The organism is Chromobacterium sp. Panama (assembly GCF_003052555.1).
GTDB lineage: Bacteria > Pseudomonadota > Gammaproteobacteria > Burkholderiales > Chromobacteriaceae > Chromobacterium.
Map to the genome: position 1 here is coordinate 1,888,652 of NZ_QARX01000001.1, position 16,806 is coordinate 1,905,457.

General features: G+C 65.0%; 17 protein-coding genes. 7 read left to right on the forward strand and 10 right to left on the reverse strand.

Annotation, left to right across the window (positions count from 1 at the left end):
* The 5 genes from DB032_RS08495 to DB032_RS08515 form a co-directional block, all read right to left on the reverse strand.
* A partial coding sequence (locus DB032_RS08495) for an ATP-binding cassette domain-containing protein (protein WP_146176783.1) occupies positions 1–342 on the reverse strand: 342 nt, incomplete at its 3' end.
* Between the two features lie 16 nt (positions 343–358).
* A complete protein-coding gene (locus tag DB032_RS08500; protein ID WP_107799092.1) occupies positions 359–1,423 on the reverse strand; it encodes an ABC transporter permease in 1,065 nt (354 codons plus the stop codon).
* Positions 1,424–1,439: 16 nt separating this feature from the next.
* Positions 1,440–2,381, reverse strand: coding sequence for an ABC transporter permease (locus DB032_RS08505; RefSeq protein WP_107799093.1), 942 nt, complete (start codon positions 2,379–2,381; stop codon positions 1,440–1,442).
* Positions 2,382–2,429: 48 nt separating this feature from the next.
* Positions 2,430–4,235, reverse strand: coding sequence for an ABC transporter substrate-binding protein (locus DB032_RS08510; protein ID WP_107799094.1), 1,806 nt, complete (start codon positions 4,233–4,235; stop codon positions 2,430–2,432).
* Between the two features lie 208 nt (positions 4,236–4,443).
* Positions 4,444–5,277 carry an SDR family NAD(P)-dependent oxidoreductase gene (locus DB032_RS08515; protein WP_107799095.1) on the reverse strand — a complete coding sequence of 278 codons (834 nt, stop codon included), beginning with the start codon at positions 5,275–5,277 and terminating at the stop codon, positions 4,444–4,446.
* A 255-nt stretch (positions 5,278–5,532) separates the two neighbouring features.
* On the opposite strand from DB032_RS08515, the gene DB032_RS08520 reads away from it, so the two are divergent.
* From DB032_RS08520 to DB032_RS08535, 4 genes are all read left to right on the forward strand, one after another.
* Positions 5,533–5,766 (forward strand): exodeoxyribonuclease VII small subunit, encoded by a 234-nt coding sequence (locus DB032_RS08520; RefSeq protein WP_048412271.1) that lies wholly within the window; start codon positions 5,533–5,535, stop codon positions 5,764–5,766.
* Positions 5,756–6,652 (forward strand): polyprenyl synthetase family protein, encoded by an 897-nt coding sequence (locus DB032_RS08525; RefSeq protein ID WP_107799096.1) that lies wholly within the window; start codon positions 5,756–5,758, stop codon positions 6,650–6,652. Before DB032_RS08520 ends, DB032_RS08525 begins: the two co-directional genes overlap by 11 nt.
* 13 nt (positions 6,653–6,665) lie before the next feature.
* On the forward strand, positions 6,666–8,516 hold the full coding sequence (gene dxs / locus DB032_RS08530) for a 1-deoxy-D-xylulose-5-phosphate synthase (RefSeq protein WP_107799097.1): 1,851 nt from the start codon (positions 6,666–6,668) through the stop codon (positions 8,514–8,516).
* A gap of 201 nt (positions 8,517–8,717) precedes the next feature.
* Positions 8,718–9,542 (forward strand): hypothetical protein, encoded by an 825-nt coding sequence (locus DB032_RS08535; RefSeq protein WP_107799098.1) that lies wholly within the window; start codon positions 8,718–8,720, stop codon positions 9,540–9,542.
* A 96-nt stretch (positions 9,543–9,638) separates the two neighbouring features.
* Here the strand turns inward: DB032_RS08535 and DB032_RS08540 are convergent, their stop codons facing one another.
* Positions 9,639–10,421, reverse strand: a complete 783-nt coding sequence (locus DB032_RS08540) for an alpha/beta fold hydrolase (protein WP_107799099.1) — start codon at positions 10,419–10,421, stop codon at positions 9,639–9,641.
* 251 nt (positions 10,422–10,672) lie between these two features.
* Here DB032_RS08540 and dsbD point away from each other — a divergent pair, with 251 nt between their 5' ends.
* From dsbD to DB032_RS08555, 3 genes are all read left to right on the forward strand, one after another.
* A complete protein-coding gene (gene dsbD / locus DB032_RS08545) occupies positions 10,673–12,427 on the forward strand; it encodes a protein-disulfide reductase DsbD (protein WP_370445191.1) in 1,755 nt (584 codons plus the stop codon).
* 90 nt (positions 12,428–12,517) lie between these two features.
* Positions 12,518–13,630 carry an AI-2E family transporter gene (locus DB032_RS08550; RefSeq protein WP_107799101.1) on the forward strand — a complete coding sequence of 371 codons (1,113 nt, stop codon included), beginning with the start codon at positions 12,518–12,520 and terminating at the stop codon, positions 13,628–13,630.
* Between the two features lie 28 nt (positions 13,631–13,658).
* Positions 13,659–14,282 carry a LysE family translocator gene (locus tag DB032_RS08555; RefSeq protein ID WP_107799102.1) on the forward strand — a complete coding sequence of 208 codons (624 nt, stop codon included), beginning with the start codon at positions 13,659–13,661 and terminating at the stop codon, positions 14,280–14,282.
* Between the two features lie 49 nt (positions 14,283–14,331).
* Here DB032_RS08555 and DB032_RS08560 read toward each other — a convergent pair whose 3' ends face one another.
* The 4 genes from DB032_RS08560 to DB032_RS08575 form a co-directional block, all read right to left on the reverse strand.
* On the reverse strand, positions 14,332–14,667 hold the full coding sequence (locus DB032_RS08560; protein ID WP_107799103.1) for a 2Fe-2S iron-sulfur cluster-binding protein: 336 nt from the start codon (positions 14,665–14,667) through the stop codon (positions 14,332–14,334).
* Positions 14,668–14,670: 3 nt separating this feature from the next.
* Complete coding sequence (gene glp / locus DB032_RS08565) at positions 14,671–15,864, reverse strand: gephyrin-like molybdotransferase Glp (protein WP_233246667.1); 1,194 nt, start codon at positions 15,862–15,864, stop codon at positions 14,671–14,673.
* Complete coding sequence (mobB, locus tag DB032_RS08570; RefSeq protein ID WP_107799105.1) at positions 15,851–16,357, reverse strand: molybdopterin-guanine dinucleotide biosynthesis protein B; 507 nt, start codon at positions 16,355–16,357, stop codon at positions 15,851–15,853. Before mobB ends, glp begins: the two co-directional genes overlap by 14 nt.
* A gap of 226 nt (positions 16,358–16,583) precedes the next feature.
* A complete protein-coding gene (locus DB032_RS08575) occupies positions 16,584–16,796 on the reverse strand; it encodes a hypothetical protein (RefSeq protein ID WP_048411263.1) in 213 nt (70 codons plus the stop codon).
* Between the last annotated feature and the right edge of the window lie 10 nt (positions 16,797–16,806).

The window sequence follows — 16,806 nt, forward strand, 5'->3', positions numbered from 1 at the left end:
GCTGAACACCGGGTTCAGCGAGCTCATCGGCTCCTGGAAGATCATCGCGATGTCTTTGCCGCGCAGCGCGCGCATCTCGGCGCCGCCGGCCTTGAGCAGATCCCGCCCTTGCAGCAGGATCTGGCTGTCCGGGTGGATGCTGGCGTGCTGCGGCGACAGCAGGCGCATGATGGCCATGGAGGTCACTGATTTGCCGGAGCCGGATTCGCCCACCAAGGCTACGCTGCGCTTGGCCGGGATGTCGAAGCTGACGCCCTTGAGCGCCTGGAAATCGCCGCCGTTCTCCTGACGGAACGCCACTTTGAGGTTGCGCACCGACAGCAGGGTCTGGTTCTGAGTCATAGTCTGTTCTCCCCGCTCACTTCGCCGCCGCGCGCGGGTCCAGCGCGTCGCGCAGCGCATCGGTCAACATGCTGAAGGCGGTCACCAGGGTGGACATGAACACCACCACCATGGCCAGCTGCCACCAATAGCCTTGCAACAGCTCTTCCGGCACTTCCGCCAGCATGGAGCCCCAGCTCACTTGGCGCACGTCCACGCCGAAGCCCAGGAAGGACAGGATCACTTCGTACTTGATCAGGCCCACCATCAAGAGGGAGAACTGCACCAGCAGCAGATGGGAGACATTGGGCAGGATGTGGATGAACATGCGGCGGCTATGGCTGGCGCCGATCGCGTCCGCCGCCTGCACGTACTCGCGCGAGCGGTTCTTGATGAACTCGGCGCGCACCAGGCGGAAGGTGCCGGTCCAGCTGGTCAGCGACAGCACCAGAATGACGGTGGCGATGCCGCGCCCGGCCACGGCGGCGAAGGCGAGCAGCAGCAGCATGTCCGGCACCGAGGTGAACACGCTGTAGAACCACATCAGGAAGTCGTCCACCTTGCGGCCGAAATAGCCGGCCATCGCGCCCAGCGAGGTGCCGATCAGGATGGACAGCAGCGCGCCGAAGAAGCCCACCAGCAGCGAAGTGGCGGTGCCCTTGATCACCTTGTCCAGGATGTCGCGGCCGCGCTGGTCCGCGCCAAAGGTCAGCGACGCCACTTTCTTCACTTCCGGCACCGCGTACTGGGCGGCGTGCGGGCGCGCGGCTTCCAGCCAGTCGTGAATGGGATCTTCCGACGGTTTCAAGCGTTCGGTGGGCACGATGGCGGTGGAGTGGCCGCCGGCCGCGGCCGGCGTTTCCTGCTGGCGGTATTTCTCCAGCAATAAAGTGGGCGGCGCGTAGGAGGCGGCGATTTCGTCGTTCCAGCCGCGGCCGGCCAGATTGAGCCAGCCGGCGGCGGCCAGCAGCATGAAGGCGGCCACCACCCACAGGGAGACGAAGCCGATGCGGTCGCGCTTCAAGCGTTGCCAGCCCAGCGCCCACAGGCTGCGCGAGGGGGCGGCCGGCGGCGCGCCGGCGGTGTTTTGCAATGTTGTCATGTCTTGTGCTCCGCGCTCACTTGAGTTGCACGCGTGGATCGATCCACTTGTAGATGATGTCGGCCAGCAGGTTGAACACCATGGCGGCGGCGGCGATGGTCACGGTAATGGCCTTGATCACCGGGAAATCGCTCTTGTCCACCGCCATCAGCAGTTCATTGCCCATGCCGGGAATGCCGAAAAAGCGCTCCAGCAGCATCGAGCCCAGCACCAGGAAGGGCAAGGACATCATCACCGCGGTGACCACCGGGATCAGCGCGTTGCGCAGCACGTGCTTGAACAGCACGGTTTTTTCCGACAAACCCTTGGCGCGCGCGGTGCGCACGTAGTCGTGGCCCAGTTCTTCCACCACGAAGCTGCGGTAGAAGCGCACATTGGGCGCCAGCGACACCAGCATGCCCAGGATCAGCGGCAGCGGCACATAGATCAGCAAGCTGCGCAGCAGGCTGTCGTCGTCCCAGCCCATCACCGGGAACCAGTCCAGTTTGAAGGCCAGCAGGTATTGGCCGACGATGATGTAGGCCAGCGAGCTGACGGACATGGCCACGGTGCAGATCAGCGTCACCATGCGGTCGGTCAGCGTGCCGCGGTAGTAAGCCACGACGATGGCGATGGGCAGCGCGGTCAGCAGTTCGAACACCAGCAAGGTGCCGGTCAGCGTCAGCGAGGGGCCGATGCGCGAAGCCAGCGTGGCGGTGACGGACTGCTGGGTGGACCAGGAGGTGCCGAAGTCGAAGGTGGCCACTTGCTTGACGAAGAGCCAGAACTGCTGCGGCAGGCTCAGGTCCAGGCCCAGCTGGGCGCGGATATTGGCCATGATTTCCGGCGTCAGGCGTTTGCCGGCCAGGATGTAGGTGGGGTCTCCGCCCACCCAGTTGAACAGCACGAACACCAGCAGCATGACGCCGAACATCGTCGGCACCATCTGCCAGATTCGGCGGATGATGAAATTGAACATCTGCTTCTCCAGAATATAGCGGCGCGGCTGCGCCCCGGATCAAGGCGCTTAGCGGCGCTTGCTCAGGTCGATGTCGACATAACGCCAGGACACCCCAATCGTGGCCAGCGGATGCGGCTTGTAACCCTTGAGATAGTCGTGGCTGACGACGTTTTCGAAGCGGGTCACGCCCAACACATAGGGCTGGTAAGCGGCCACCACCCGGTTCATGCGGTCGAACAGCGCGTCGCGCTCCGGCCCGTTGGGCAGCACTTGCGACGCCTCATAAGCCTTGTCGAACTCCGGCCGGCTGAAGAAGGGCAGGTTGCCGATGCCGATCTGCTTGGTCCACAGGCCGGTGACGAAATCGTCGCCGTCCGGAATGGCGGCGGAACCGCCCAAGGACCACATCTGCACCTTGCCGGCGTAGGCGGCCTTGAGGTTTTCATTCCATTTGGCCACTTTGAAGGTGACGCGCAGCTTGATGCTGTCAAAGGCCTTCTGCCAGATCTGGTTGAACTGCTTGTCGAAAGCGCTGCCCTGGGTGGCCTGGGTGATCAGCAGCGGCTGGCCGTTGGGCTGGCGGCGGTAGCCGTCGGGACCGATCTTGTAGCCGGCCTGGTCCAGCAGCGCGTTGGCCAGCGCCGGATCGAAGTCCGCCGCGCCGTGAAAACGCGGATCGTTGCCCACCATGTTCAAGGGCACCAGGTTTTGCAGCTGGATGGCCTGGCCGCTGTACAAGAGCTTGATCACTTCCTTGCTGGGGTAGGCCATGGCGATGGCGCGGCGCAAGGCGATCTTTTGCTTGCTGTAGCCGCCCACCACCGGGTCACGCATATTGAAGAAGGCGTAAGTCAGGTCCATGCCCAGATTGTGGTGCAGGCGGATGCCGCGCTGCGCCAGCGTCGGGTTGAGGCTGGCCTGGAAGGGGTTGGCCTCGCTGCTGTGCACGGTGGACGGGATGGCGGACTTGGGCACGCCGATGTAGTCGATCTGCTTGTTGAGGAAGGACAGCCAGCGCGGCTGTTCTTCTTCTATCACCTTGATGTCCACGCGGCCGATGACAGGCAGGGTCTTGCCGCGCAGTTGCTCGGCGATTTCGCGGTCCTGCGGCGGCGCGTCGGCGGCCGGTTCGTCGGCGAACACTTCCTTGCGGTAGCCGGGATTGGCTTCCAGGATGATGCGGTTGCCCGGCTTCCATTCCTTCAGCACAAACGGCCCGGTGCCCACAGGGTGGGCGTTGGTGTTGCTGTCGTAGGTTTCAATCACCTCGCGCGCCACCGCGCCGCTGAATTTGGCGGCCACGGTGTAGAGGAAGTTGTAATTGGGCTTTTTCAGCGTCAGCTGCAGGGTGTAGCGGTCCAGCGCCTTGATGCCTTCGATAGGCTTGTCGTAGTCGAAGCGCCCTTTCTTGCTGGCGGCGCTGCCCGCCTCCGCCAATCCCAGCACGTAGTCGGTATAGGAAGTGGCGTTGGGCGAGCTGACCTTGGGGTCGGCGAAGCGCTTGATGCTGTAGGCGTAGTCCGCCGCGGTCAGCTCGCGCTTCTTGCCCTTGAAGGCCGGGTCGTCGGCAAAATAAATGCCGGGCCGGACCTTGAAGGTGAACACCTGGCCGTCCGCCGATATCTCCGGCAGGGCCACGGCGGTGCCCGGCTTGAGCTTGAGCGGCCGCGCCAGGTAGTCGTACCTGAGCAGGTTGTCGAAAATGTTCTCGATCACGCCCAGCGAATAAATATCGCTCATCTTGGCCGGGTCGAATCCGGTCTCGGGCGCCAGGAAGGACACCTTTAGCGTCTTGCTCATATCGGCCGCTTGCGCGGACGCGAGCAGGCCCGCCCCCGCCAGCAGCAGGGGCAGCCATTTCCAGCGATTCATCTCGCTTACTCCTTTGTGTCACGGAGCCGGGAAACCCGGCGTCTCTATTGTTATGCCTGCTCCGGCATGAGGAAATGCCATGAGCAAGTGCCGTGACTGTAAAGCGAATCCGCAGGCTAGATCAACAAGAAACTATCAAAATGGCATCAAAGAAAATACATGTCTATGCATAGAAAAACTCATGCTAAGCCAAGGACTTGGCGCCGTCTCAGGTGGCCGCGCGCAATGCCCAGTCAAAACAACGGGTTGGCAGCAGGCGACGCAGCCACCAATACAATTTGGTGGGGAAAGTCACCCGGTAGCGCGCCGCCGGCTTGGCCGCGGTGATGGCGCGGTGCACCGCCTCCGCCACCGCGCTGGCCGGCAGGGTGAACGGCGCGGCGTGGCCCTCTTTCTTCAGCCGCGCCAGCTGCTGCTGATAGGCCTCGCGGTGAAAACTGGCGTCGATGTCCACGTTCTTCAGGAAACGCGCCAGCGCATTGGGGCGGAAACGGCTTTCTATCGGCCCCGGCTCCACCAGGGACACATGGATGTCGGTGCCGTGCAGCTCGTGGCGCAGGGTGTCGCACAGGCCTTCCATCGCGAACTTGCTGGCGTTGTAAGCGCCGCGCCAGCGCATGGCGGCGAAGCCCAGAATGGAGCTGTTGAACACGATGCGGCCATGGCCCTGGGCGCGCATCACTTTGAGCGCGGCGTTGCTCAGCTCCCAGGGGCCGAACAGATTGGTTTCGAACTGCTCGCGCATCGCCGCGCGGCTGATGTCCTCCACCGCGCCCGGCTGGCCGAAGCCCGCGTTGTTGAACAAGGCGTCCAGGCGGCCGCCGGCCAGCTCCACCGCCTGGGCCAGGCCGTCGCGGATGGAATCGGCGTCGTCCACGTCCAGCCGGATGCAAGTCATGCCCTCGCTGCGCAGGCGCTCCACGTCGGCGGCGGCGCGGCAGCTGGCGATCACGCGCCAGCCGCGCTGGGCCAGGATGACGGCGGTGTGGTAGCCGATGCCGCTGGAGCAGCCGGTGATCAGAATGGATGGTTGCGAATGCATGCTGGCCCCTGTCGTTTTCAATTGGCGACACCCTACCGCAAATGCGGGCGGCGGGGAATTGTCCGCTAGGCGCGTTCACTTTCCGCGCCGCCGGCATCTCCACGGCATTCGCGCTTGCCAAAAGCGCTCAATCGCCTCTGTCGCCGCACCGGGAAATTGGACTAGAATGACGGCCTTAAAGAGCCGCCCGCGCCCTCGCGACACCGATAGAACACGCACGGCCCGGCCACCACAAAGCACAATAAGGAAAACGCCATGGCTAAAGCCAGCAAAGCGCCGGCCAGTTTCGAAACCGCACTGGCCCAACTGGAAGACATCATCCAGGCGATGGAAAGCGGCGACATGCCGCTGGAAACGGCGCTCGGCTCCTACAAGCAGGGCATAGAATTGATCAAGTTCTGCCAGACCAAACTGGCCGACGCGGAACAGCAGCTGAAAATCCTGGAAAACAACGAACTCAAACCGCTGGAATTGTCCAATGGACAATAAACCGTTCATGGCCTGGATGACCGAGATCCAGCAGCAAGTGGAAGGCGCGCTGGAGCGCCTGCTGCCCTCCCCCCAGCACACGCCGCAAAAATTGCACGAAGCGATGCGCTACGTCTGCCTGGGCGGCGGCAAGCGGGTGCGCCCGCTGCTGGTGTTCGCCGCCGGCGAACTGGTGGGCGCCTCGGCCGACAATCTGGCCCGCATCGGCTCCGCGCTGGAGATGGTCCACGTCTATTCCCTGGTGCACGACGACATGCCCTGTATGGACGACGACGTGCTGCGCCGCGGCAAGCCCACTTGCCACGTGGCTTACGACGAGGCCACCGCGCTCCTGGTGGGCGACGCGCTGCAAACCCTGGCTTTCGACGTGCTCTCCGCGCCCATGGCCGGCGTGGAGGCCTCCGCCCAGCTGGCGATGACGCATACGCTGGCGCGCGCCGCCGGCCACGCCGGCATGGCCGGCGGCCAGGCCATCGATCTGGCCAGCGTGGGCAAGGCGCTGAATCAGCCTGAGCTGGAGTATATGCATTTGCTGAAAACCGGCGCGCTGATCCGCGCGTCGGTGCTGCTGGGCGCCATGGCCGGCCGGCCGCTGAGCGAAGACGAGACCGCCCGCCTGGACGTGTTCGCCAAGCGCATGGGCCTGGCCTTCCAGGTGGTGGACGACGTGCTGGACTGCGAAGCGGACACCGCCACCCTGGGCAAGACCGCCGGCAAGGACGCCGCCCACGACAAGCCCACCTACGTCAGCCTGATGGGGCTGTCCGAAGCCAAGCAGTTTGCCCGCGACTTGCGCGACGAGGCGTTTGCCGCGCTGGAAGGATTTGGCGATTCCGCCCAACGATTGAAGGAACTGGCCGACTACATCGTCGCGCGCTCGTTCTGAGAAGCAGAAAACTATGTATCCCTTGCTCGAGACCATTCAAAGCCCCGCCGACCTGCGCAAGCTGTCGCGCCAGCAGCTTGCGCCGCTGGCCACGGAACTGCGCGACTTCCTGGTGGAAAGCGTCAGCAAGACCGGCGGCCACTTCGCCTCCAACCTGGGCAGCATCGAGCTGACCATCGCCCTGCACTATGTGTTCAACACCCCGGACGACCGCCTGGTGTGGGACGTGGGCCATCAAACCTACCCGCACAAGATTCTGACCGGCCGCCGCGAGCGCATGGGCAGCATGCGCCAGAAAGGCGGCCTGGCCGGCTTTCCCAAGCGCGACGAATCGCCGTACGACACCTTCGGCGTCGGCCATTCCTCCACCTCCATCGGCGCGGCGCTGGGCATGGCGGTGGCCGCCAAGACCCAGGGCATTGAGCGCAAGTGCGTGGCCATCATCGGCGACGGCTCCATGACCGCCGGCCAGGCCTTCGAGGCCCTCAACAACGCCGGCGCGATGGACACCGATCTGCTGGTGGTGCTCAACGACAACGAGATGTCGATTTCGCCCAATGTCGGCGCGCTGAACAACTACCTGGCCAAGCTGATGTCCGGCCGCTTCTACGCGGCGATGCGCGAAGGCTCCAGCAAGGTGCTGGGCATCGCCCCGCCGCTGAAGGAGATCGCCAGCAAGGTGGAGGAGCACGTCAAGGGCTTCTTCACCCCCGGCACCCTGTTCGAGGAATTCGGTTTCAACTACATCGGCCCGATCGACGGTCACGACGTGGACGTGCTGGTGGACACCCTGAGCAATATCCGCAGCCTCAAGGGCCCGCAGTTCCTGCACATCGTCACCAAGAAGGGCCACGGCTACAAGCTGGCGGAGAGCGACCCGGTCAAATACCACGGCGTCACCAAGTTCGACCCCAGCAACGGCCTGGCCAGCGGCAAGGCCGGCGGCAAGCCGCAATACACCCAGGTGTTCGGCGACTGGATCTGCGACATGGCCAAGCGCGACCCGCGCCTGGTGGGCATCACCCCGGCGATGCGCGAGGGCTCCGGCCTGGTGCGCTTCGAGCAGGAGCACGCGGACCGCTATTACGACGTGGCCATCGCCGAACAGCACGCGGTCACCTTCGCCGCCGGCCTGGCCTGCGACGGCGTCAAGCCGGTGGTGGCGATCTACTCCACCTTCCTGCAGCGCGCTTACGACCAGCTGATCCACGACGTGGCGCTGCAGAATCTGCCGGTGCTGTTCGCCATCGACCGCGCCGGCCTGGTGGGCGCGGACGGCCCCACCCACGCGGGCGCCTTCGATCTGTCCTTCCTGCGCTGCATTCCCAATCTGACGGTGATGGCGCCCTCGGACGAGAACGAATGCCGGCAGATGCTGTACACCGGCTTCCAGATGAACAGCCCGGCCGCGGTGCGCTATCCGCGCGGCATCGGCCCCGGCGCCGAGATCCAGGCCGAGATGACGGCGCTGCCGCTGGGCAAGGGCCGGCTGCGCCGCCAGGGCGAAAAAGTGGCCTTCCTCGCCTTCGGCAGCATGGTGACGCCGGCCCTGGCCGCCGCCGAGGCGCTGAACGCCACCGTGGCCGATATGCGCTTCGTCAAGCCGCTGGACGCGGAACTGGTATGCCGGCTGGCGGAGAGCCACGATCTGATCATCACCGTGGAGGAAAACGTGGTGATGGGCGGCGCCGGCTCGGCCTGTTTGGAGGCGATGCAGGCGATGGGCATCCTCAAGCCGGTATTGCAACTGGGCCTGCCGGATGATTACGTGGAGCACGGCGACCCGGCCGGCATGCTGGCCGATTGCGGCCTGGACGCCGCCGGCATCGAGCGCAGCGTGCGCCAGCGGCTGGCGATGCTGTAAGTAAAACTTGTCGTCCAACTTCAACGCCCGGCTCCGTCGGGCGTTTTGCTTTGCCCCCTGAGAACCCACGCCAAGCGCCCATGCCGCCCGCCGTCGCTGAAGCGGCGTTCAGCTTTTGTCAGCCGCGCACATTTGCCACCGACATACAATCCATTCAGAGCGCGACACCGCCGCGCCATTCAACCGCAATGGAGTCATTCAATGTCGAACTATTGGGATTATATTGCCGAGTTTAAGAATGATATTGATGAGCTGCTGGAGAAGATCAGGCAGCGCACCGATGAACTGTCGCGGGCCAATCATCACATTATCGCCGCCGTGGCCGACGAGAAAGAAAATCCGGCCAAGGGCGTGGTGTTTTATGCGCCGGCCAACCAGGGCAATATCCAGAAGAACAATGCCGGCTGGCAGAAACTCTATATCGAGGCCAAGCCCAAAGGCGACGATCAGGCCGCCTACAACGCAGAACTATTCGACAAGATTCGCAACAAACTGAACAGCTTGTCGCCAGCCGAGGCTTTCGGCGCCAAGCTCTTGCTGTCGGACAGCAAGGGCGGCAAGGCCACCATCACCCTGTTCTATCCCACCACCCACATCAAACTGCCCGTCATCAAGCCGCCCATCCCGCTGCCTGCCTGGCTATACACCTGCTACTTTGAGCCCTATATCGAAAACGTGGCCGACAAGCTGAATTCCGCCCTGAATCTCAGCGGCCCTAGCTTCTCCCTGCTCGCTTACTCCGACGAGGACGGCTCGGACGCCAAAGGCGTCATTTATAACAAACTGGGACTGAGCAACCCCGAGCTGGCCCATGTCGGCCATGCTTGGGCGCTGAAAACCTATTCCAGCAAAGCCGGTGGCCGCGACCAAGCCACTTACAAGGCCGAACTGTTCGACAAGATCAAGACCGACCTGAACTCCCTGCCGGAACAGCATCTGTTGTTGGCCCAGCTGTTCTTGACCGACCGCTCCGAAGGCAGAGCCCATATCGCCCTGCTCTACCCGCAAGAGATCCGCCCCATCTAGCCCGCCTGGAAGCGGCGGCGCTTCGCCGCTCAAACGCAAGCCGCAGTCAAAACGGAAGCCCCCGGGCTTCCGTTTTTTGCGCCGCCGGATCCCGGCTCAGGCCTCCAGCAGATCCAGGATGCGCCGCGCCGTTTCCACCGGCCGTTCCAGCGGAAACAGATGGCTGCCCTGCTGCATCTGCACCTGGATATTGAAGTGCTTGCGCATGAAGCGCAGGTCCGCCGGCTTCAACACGTCGGAGCCGACGCCGGCGATAAAAGCCGCCGGCACTTTCAATTGGCCGCGATAACGCGGAAAATCATGCGGCAGCGAACAATAGATGTCATGTTCGATCCGCGGACGGAATTTAAGCTTGCGTCCGCCCTGGCCGTCGTCCACCGTGCCGTGCTCGGCGTAGTCGGCCAGGCAGTCCGGATCGAAGCGGGCGAACATGGACTTGCGGGCGAAGTAGTCGTGAACCATGGCCACCGACGCCCAGTTGTCGCGCCGCTTCAGGGTGTTGCCGCCCGGGGTGATGCGATCGATGAAGCCCAGCTTCTTGGCCAGCCAGATGCCGCGCGAGCGGAACGGCCCCATCAGCGGCGAATCCAGGATCACGATGCGCTTGAACAGCTCCGGCCGGCGCAAGGCGGCGTAGAACATCAGGAAGCCGCCCAGAGAATGGCCGACGCCGACGATAGGGCCCTGATAGTGGCTTTCGATGTGGGCGATGGTTTCCTCCACCAGATGCGGCCAGCAGTCGGTGACCGGATAGGCCGGATCGTGGCCGATGGCGTCGAGGAAGCCCACCTGGCAGCGCTCGCCCAGCGCGTCCAGGAATTTGCGGTAAACCGAGGCCGGGAAACTGTTGGCATGAGCAAAGTGAATCGTTTCTCGCATGATGTCTGGTGTTGCGCCCTAGTTTTTATATAAATATTCTATCTTACCGTTTGCCCGTTATTTGAATTTAATGCATATTGTTTTCGCATAGCAAGATGCGGCCGCGACCAAGTCCGCCGCCTTCCGCCCCCCGCCCGGCCGCCATGGAACCAATGCCTGCGCGCGCCGGTCATTCAAACGCTAACGACCATAAACCATAGAGTCATCCCGTGCCAATCAACTTATCGCTACTCTCATCCCGGATCGTGGGCTTGCTCGCGGTCACGCTGGCCTGCCTGGGCTTGAGCCTGCCCGCGCACGCCGTCAACCAGGACGACTTGCTGCCGGCCGAACAAGCCTTCGCCGCCAAGGTTGAGCGCGCCGGCGACCAGCTTCAGCTGACGCTGGACGTGGCCCCCGGCTACTACCTGTACCGCGACCGCACCCAGATCAGCAGCCAGCCGGCCAATCTGGTGGGCGCGCCGCAATTCCCCGCCGGCAAGGAAAAGAACGACCAGTACTTCGGCAAGCAGACCGTGTTCATCGGCAAGAACGTGGTGACCGTGCCCCTGCAGCCCAACGCGCCGGCCGAATTCGAACTGCAGGTCAAACTGCAAGGCTGCGCCGACGCCGGCGTGTGCTACCCGCCCTACACCCACAAGCTCAAGGTGGGCGGCACGCCGGCCGCCGGCGGCAAGCTGGGCGAATGGCTGTCGGAGGCCTCCCCGCAGGGAAAGTCCTCGGCCGGCAACAATGAGCTGGCAGCCCAGGGTTGGCTGACCACATTGGGCACCTTTCTGCTGGCGGGCATAGGCATGGCCTTCACCGCCTGCATGTATCCGCTGCTGCCCATCGTTTCCTCATTGATTGCCGGCCAGGGCGCAACGCTGACCCGCCGCCGCGGTTTCCTGTTGTCCTTCACCTATGTGCAGGGCCTGGCGCTGACCTATACCCTGGTCGGCGTGGTCGCCGGCCTCACCGGCGCGCTGCTGACCGTGTGGCTGCAACAGCCGGCGGTGGTGCTGAGCGCCAGCGCGCTGATGGTGGTGTTCGCGCTGTCCATGTTCGATCTGTTCACCATCCAGCTGCCGTCTGCGCTGCAGTCGCGGCTGGCCGACACCTCCAACCGCATGTCCGGCGGCAAGTTCGCCACCGTGTTCATCATGGGCGCGCTGTCCGCGCTGATCATCGGCCCCTGCGTCGCGCCGCCGCTGGCGCTGGCGCTGGGCTATATCGGCAGCACCGGCGACGCCGCGCTGGGCGGGGCCGCGCTGTACGCGATGGCGCTGGGCCTGGGCCTGCCGCTGATCCTGATCGGCACCTTCGGCGGCCAGGTGCTGCCGCGCGCCGGCGGCTGGATGAAAACCGTCAAGGCCTGCTTCGGCGTGGTGATGCTGGGCCTGGCCATCTGGCTGGCCACGCCCTTCCTGCCGGGCGCGCTGGTGATGCTGCTGTGGGCCTTGCTGCTGATAGGCAGCGCGGTGTCCCTGGGCGCGCTGGAAGCGCTGCCCGGCAACGCCGGCGCGCCGCGGCGGCTGGGCAAGGCCGCCGGCGTGGCGCTGCTGCTGATAGGCGCGGCCCAATTGGCCGGCCTGCTGGCCGGCGCCGACAACCCGCGCTACCCCTTGCGCTGGCTGGGCCAGGGCCAGGCGGAAGCCAAGGCCGCCGCCGTGTTCCAGCCGGTGGCGAACAGCGCTCAGCTGGACGCGCTGCTGGCCAGGGCCAAGACGGAAGGCAAGCCGCTGCTGCTGGACTTCTACGCCGACTGGTGCGTGTCCTGCAAGGAGATGGAGGCGGAAACCTTCCCGGACGCCGCGGTCGGCCGCCAGATGCAGGGCTATGTGCTGGCCAAGGCCGACGTGACCGCCAACAACGCCGAGCACCAGGCGCTGCTCAAACGCTTCGGCCTGTTCGGCCCGCCGGGCATCATCCTGTTCGACAAGCTGGGCCAGGAGGCGGACCGCGTGATCGGCTTCACCCCGGCGGAAGCCTTCGCCAAGACCTTGGCGGCGGCGAATCCGCAATAGCCGCAAGCGCCAATTGCATTCACGCCCATTGCATTGCAGAATCAGCGGGCCGATCTTCCGATCGGCCCGTTTTCATTTTCCGAGAGCCCCATGGCCATCAATAAAGCGTTCTCCAATGTCAGCATTCTGGCCGTGTTCCAGATCGCCATCATCGCCCTGCTGGTGATGTCTTGCCTGCGCGTGATCCAACCCTTTCTCGGCGCCCTGACCTGGGCCTCCATCATCGCCATTTCCGCCTGGCCGCTGCATTGCCGGCTGCGGCAAAAACTGGGGGAGCGCCACAAGCTGGCCGCCCTGCTCATCGTGTTGGCGCTGGCGCTGGCGCTGGCCATTCCCATCGGCCTGATGGCGCTGACGCTGGCGGACACCCTGCCCCATCTGTCCGGCCTCACCCATGATCTGACCCAGCTGACCCTGCCCAACGCGCCAGCCTGGCTGGCCAATATCCCGGTGGTGGGCGAAAGCCTGCAAAAGCTGTGGGGCAGCGTGCAGGCCGACCTGCCCGGCTTCTTCGAAAAGATCCGCCCGGCGGTGAACCAGGGCGCGCTGTGGCTGTTGTCCGGCGGCGCCAATCTCAGCCTGAGCCTGCTGGAGATCGTGCTGGCCATCATCGTGTCCGGCCTGCTGTTGATCAACGGCGACCGGCTGTGGGACATGGTGGAGCTGATCGTGATCAAGCTGGGCGGCGCGCCGGCCGGCGAACTGCCGGACGTGATCGCCCGCACCATACGCAGCGTCACCACCGGGGTGGTGGGCACCGCGCTGGCGCAGACCATTCTGTGCGTGATCGGCCTCTTGATCGCCGGCGTGCCCGGCGCGCTGGTGCTGGGCTTCCTCTGCTTCATCGTCGCGGTGGCGCAGATGCCGACGCTGATCGTCTGGCTGCCGGCCGCCGCCTGGGTGTTTTACATCGGCAACACCGGCCTGGGCATCTTTCTGCTGGTCTGGGGCTTCTTGCTGATCAACACCATAGACAACATCCTGAAGCCCTTGCTGATCAGCCAGGGCGCGCAGATGCCGCTGTCGCTGATCTTCCTGGGCGTGATCGGCGGCCTGATCGCCTGGGGGGTGATAGGCCTGTTCATCGGCCCCACCCTGCTGGCGGTGGCCCTGACCATGCTGCGCCACTGGCTGCGCCCGGAATGTCCGGAACCCAAGGCCGGCGAGGCCGAAGCGCGCGGCGAGCGGCAGACCGCGGATTAAGAGATCGATACCGGACGGAGACTTGTTCATGACTTTCGCCACCCTGCTCGCCTTCGCCTTCATCATGTCCGTCGGCATTCTCACCCCGGGACCCACGGTCTTGCTCGCGCTGAGCAACGGTTCCCGCTTCGGCCTGCGCTACGCGCTGTACGGCATGCTGGGCGCGGTCTTGGCAGACTTGCTGCTGGTGCTGTTGGTGGGTCTGGGTTTCGGCGCGCTGCTGGCGGCGTCCGAAACGCTATTTCAGATCGTCAAATGGCTGGGCGTGGCCTTTCTCGCCTATGTCGGCCTGCAGATGCTACGCGCCAAAGGCGGGCCGGCCTTGATCCGAGACGCCGCGCGCCAGCCTTCGCGCTGGGCCGCCGTCGCCAAGAGCTTTTCCGTGGCCATGGGCAACCCCAAGTATTATTTCTTCATGTCCGCGCTATTGCCTCAGTTCGTCTCGCCGGCCGAAGCCCAGTTGCCCCAGTACCTGGCCTTGGCCGCCGTGATCGTGGCGATAGACGTGCTGGCGATGAGCGGCTACGCGCTGCTGGGCGCGAAGTCTCTGCAACTGTGGCGGGAAAACGGCGTGAAGTGGCTGAACCGGATCAGCGGCGGCGCCTTGCTGGCCTTGGCGGGGTCGATCGCGCTGTACCGCAGGAGCGCTTGAGCGCCCAATGCCATAAACAAGGGCCCCTACGGGCCCTTTTTGTTGGCGCTCAAAACGCCGGACACTCCACTTCCCAATCGTCCTCGCTCAGATGCAGGTGGCAGGCCAGCCGCCAAGGCCGCGCCTCGGTCCAGCATTCGCTGGCGGCCTGAGCGGCGTCTATGGCGCCGGCGCGCAGCAGCACATTGCGTTCCTTGCGGCTAGGCCGCTGCTCCGCCTCCGGCGTCGCCAGCCTCACCTTGCAGGTGCCGCAAGTGCCCTGGCCGCAACGCCAATGCAGGGGCACGTCCGCCAGCCGCGCCAGGTCCAGCAGATTGTCTCCGGGCATGGCCTGCTGCTCGCCGAGCAGCGCGCCCTTGTCATCGACGAAGCGGATGGTGGGCACGGCTTACTGCACCAGCGGCAGATAGGCCAGCATGTCGCCGCGCGCCACCGCCTGGCCCGGCTCCAGCCGCACCAGGCCGTCGGCCCAGGCGCAGGACATCAGCACGCCGGAGCCTTGCTGCGGGTACAGTTCCAGCTGCCAGCGGCCGTCGACGCACACGCGCCGCACGCGGATGAACTCGCTGCGGCGCGCGTCCGGCCGGGTCCAGTCGAAGGCCGCCGGATACGGGCCTTCCGGCGCCAGCGCCGAGACCGGCAGGCCGGCGCGCCGTTCCAGAAAGGCGCGCGCCAGCACCTGGAAGGTGACGAAGCCGGACACCGGATTGCCCGGCAGGCCGATGAAGTCCGCCTGCCCCACCTTGCCGTAAGCCAGCGGCTTGCCCGGCTTGATCGCCAGTTTCCACAGGTCCAGCGAGCCCTCGGCCTCCACCGCGGCCTTGACGTGGTCTTCCTCGCCCACCGACACCCCGCCGCAGGTCATGATCACGTCGGCGGCGTCGGCGGCGTCGCGCAGCGCCTCTCGGGTGGCGCCCAGGGAATCGCGGACGATGCCCAGATCGATCACCTCGCAGCCCAGGCGCATCAGCGCCGGCGTCAGCCAGTAGCGGTTGGAGTTGTAGATCTGGCCGGCGGCCAGCGGCCGGCCCGGCTCCACCAGTTCGTCGCCGGTGAAGAACACCGCCACCCGCAGCGGGCGGCGCACCGTCAGCGTTTCCACGCCGATGGACGCGGCCAGGCCGATGTCGGCCGGGTTCAGCACTTTGCCGGCCGGCAGGATTTCCTGGCCGGCGCGGATGTCCTCGCCGCGACGGCGGATGTTCTGGCCGGCGCTGGCCGGCTGGCTGAAGCTCACCGTGCCGTCGGCGGCGGTTTCCGCCTGTTCCTGCATGATGACGGCGTCCGCGCCGGGCGGAATGGGCGCGCCGGTGAAGATGCGCGCCACGCTGCCGGCAATCAATGCCTGCGGCACGCTGCCGGCCGGCACCCGCTGCGACACCGGCATCGCCGCCGCTTGTTCGTCGGCGCGCAAGGCGTAGCCGTCCATCGCGCTATTGTCGTGCGGCGGCACGTCCAGCGTGGCCAGCACAGGCTCGGCCAGCACGCGGCCGGCGGCGGCCAGCAATTCGACTTGTTCGGTGGCGCTCAGCGGCTGGGCGCGCTCCAGCAGCCAGTCACGGGCTTGTTCAAAGCTCAGCATGGGGCAGATCCAATCGTGAAATCAGGAAGGCGGCGACGGCGTCGACGTCGTCGCGGTGAAACCAGGGAAGGTCCAGCGTTTGCGGCAGATCGCCGACCACGGCCAGCACCTGTCCATCGTGCGGATGCAGCGCCGGCGCGGCCAGCGCGCTGTTGACCACTTCTATCTTGGGAATGGCTTCATGTTTGAAGCCTTCGGCCAATACCAGATCGCAAGGGCTCAGCATGGCCAGGTGGGCGGCCAGCGGCAGATCGTTGCTGTCCGCCAACTCCTCCACCAGCATGCGGCGGCGGGCCGAGGCCAACAGCACTTGCGCGGCGCCGGCCTGGCGATGCCGCCAGCTGTCCTTGCCCGGCGTGTCCCAGTCCACGTCGTGGTGGGTATGTTTGACCACGGCGACGCGCAGGCCGCGGGCGGTCAGACGGGGAATCAGTTTTTCCAGCAAGGTGGTCTTGCCGCTGCCGGAATAGCCGGCGAAACCCAATACATGCATAGCGCCGACGCCCCCATAAAGATTCAGGCGGCCATGATAGCATGGCCGCCTGCGGGCTTGACTCCTACCAAAGAGCTAGCCGCCTAGAGCATGTTTACGATCCTGCGAGCTAGAGCGAGACAAGGCGAAAACAGCTGAGAAAGCGGAGCGTACATACAGTACGTGAGCATTTCGAAGTTGTTTTCAACGCCGTATCGCCAAAGCGCAGCAGATCGTAAACGGGCTCTTAGGCCGCGTGAGCGAGCTTACCGGCCTGTTCCGGCGTCTCAAAACGTTTCCAGTCCACGATCATCACCTGGGTCAGGCCGCAGTCCACCGCCAGCTGCGCCTCGATCTCCTCCAGCACCTGATGGCAATGGATCACGCCGTTGATCACCACTTCGGCCCGGCGCATCACGCTGTCGTCCGGCGTGACAAACCATATGCAGTAATGGCCCATATTCGCTCCC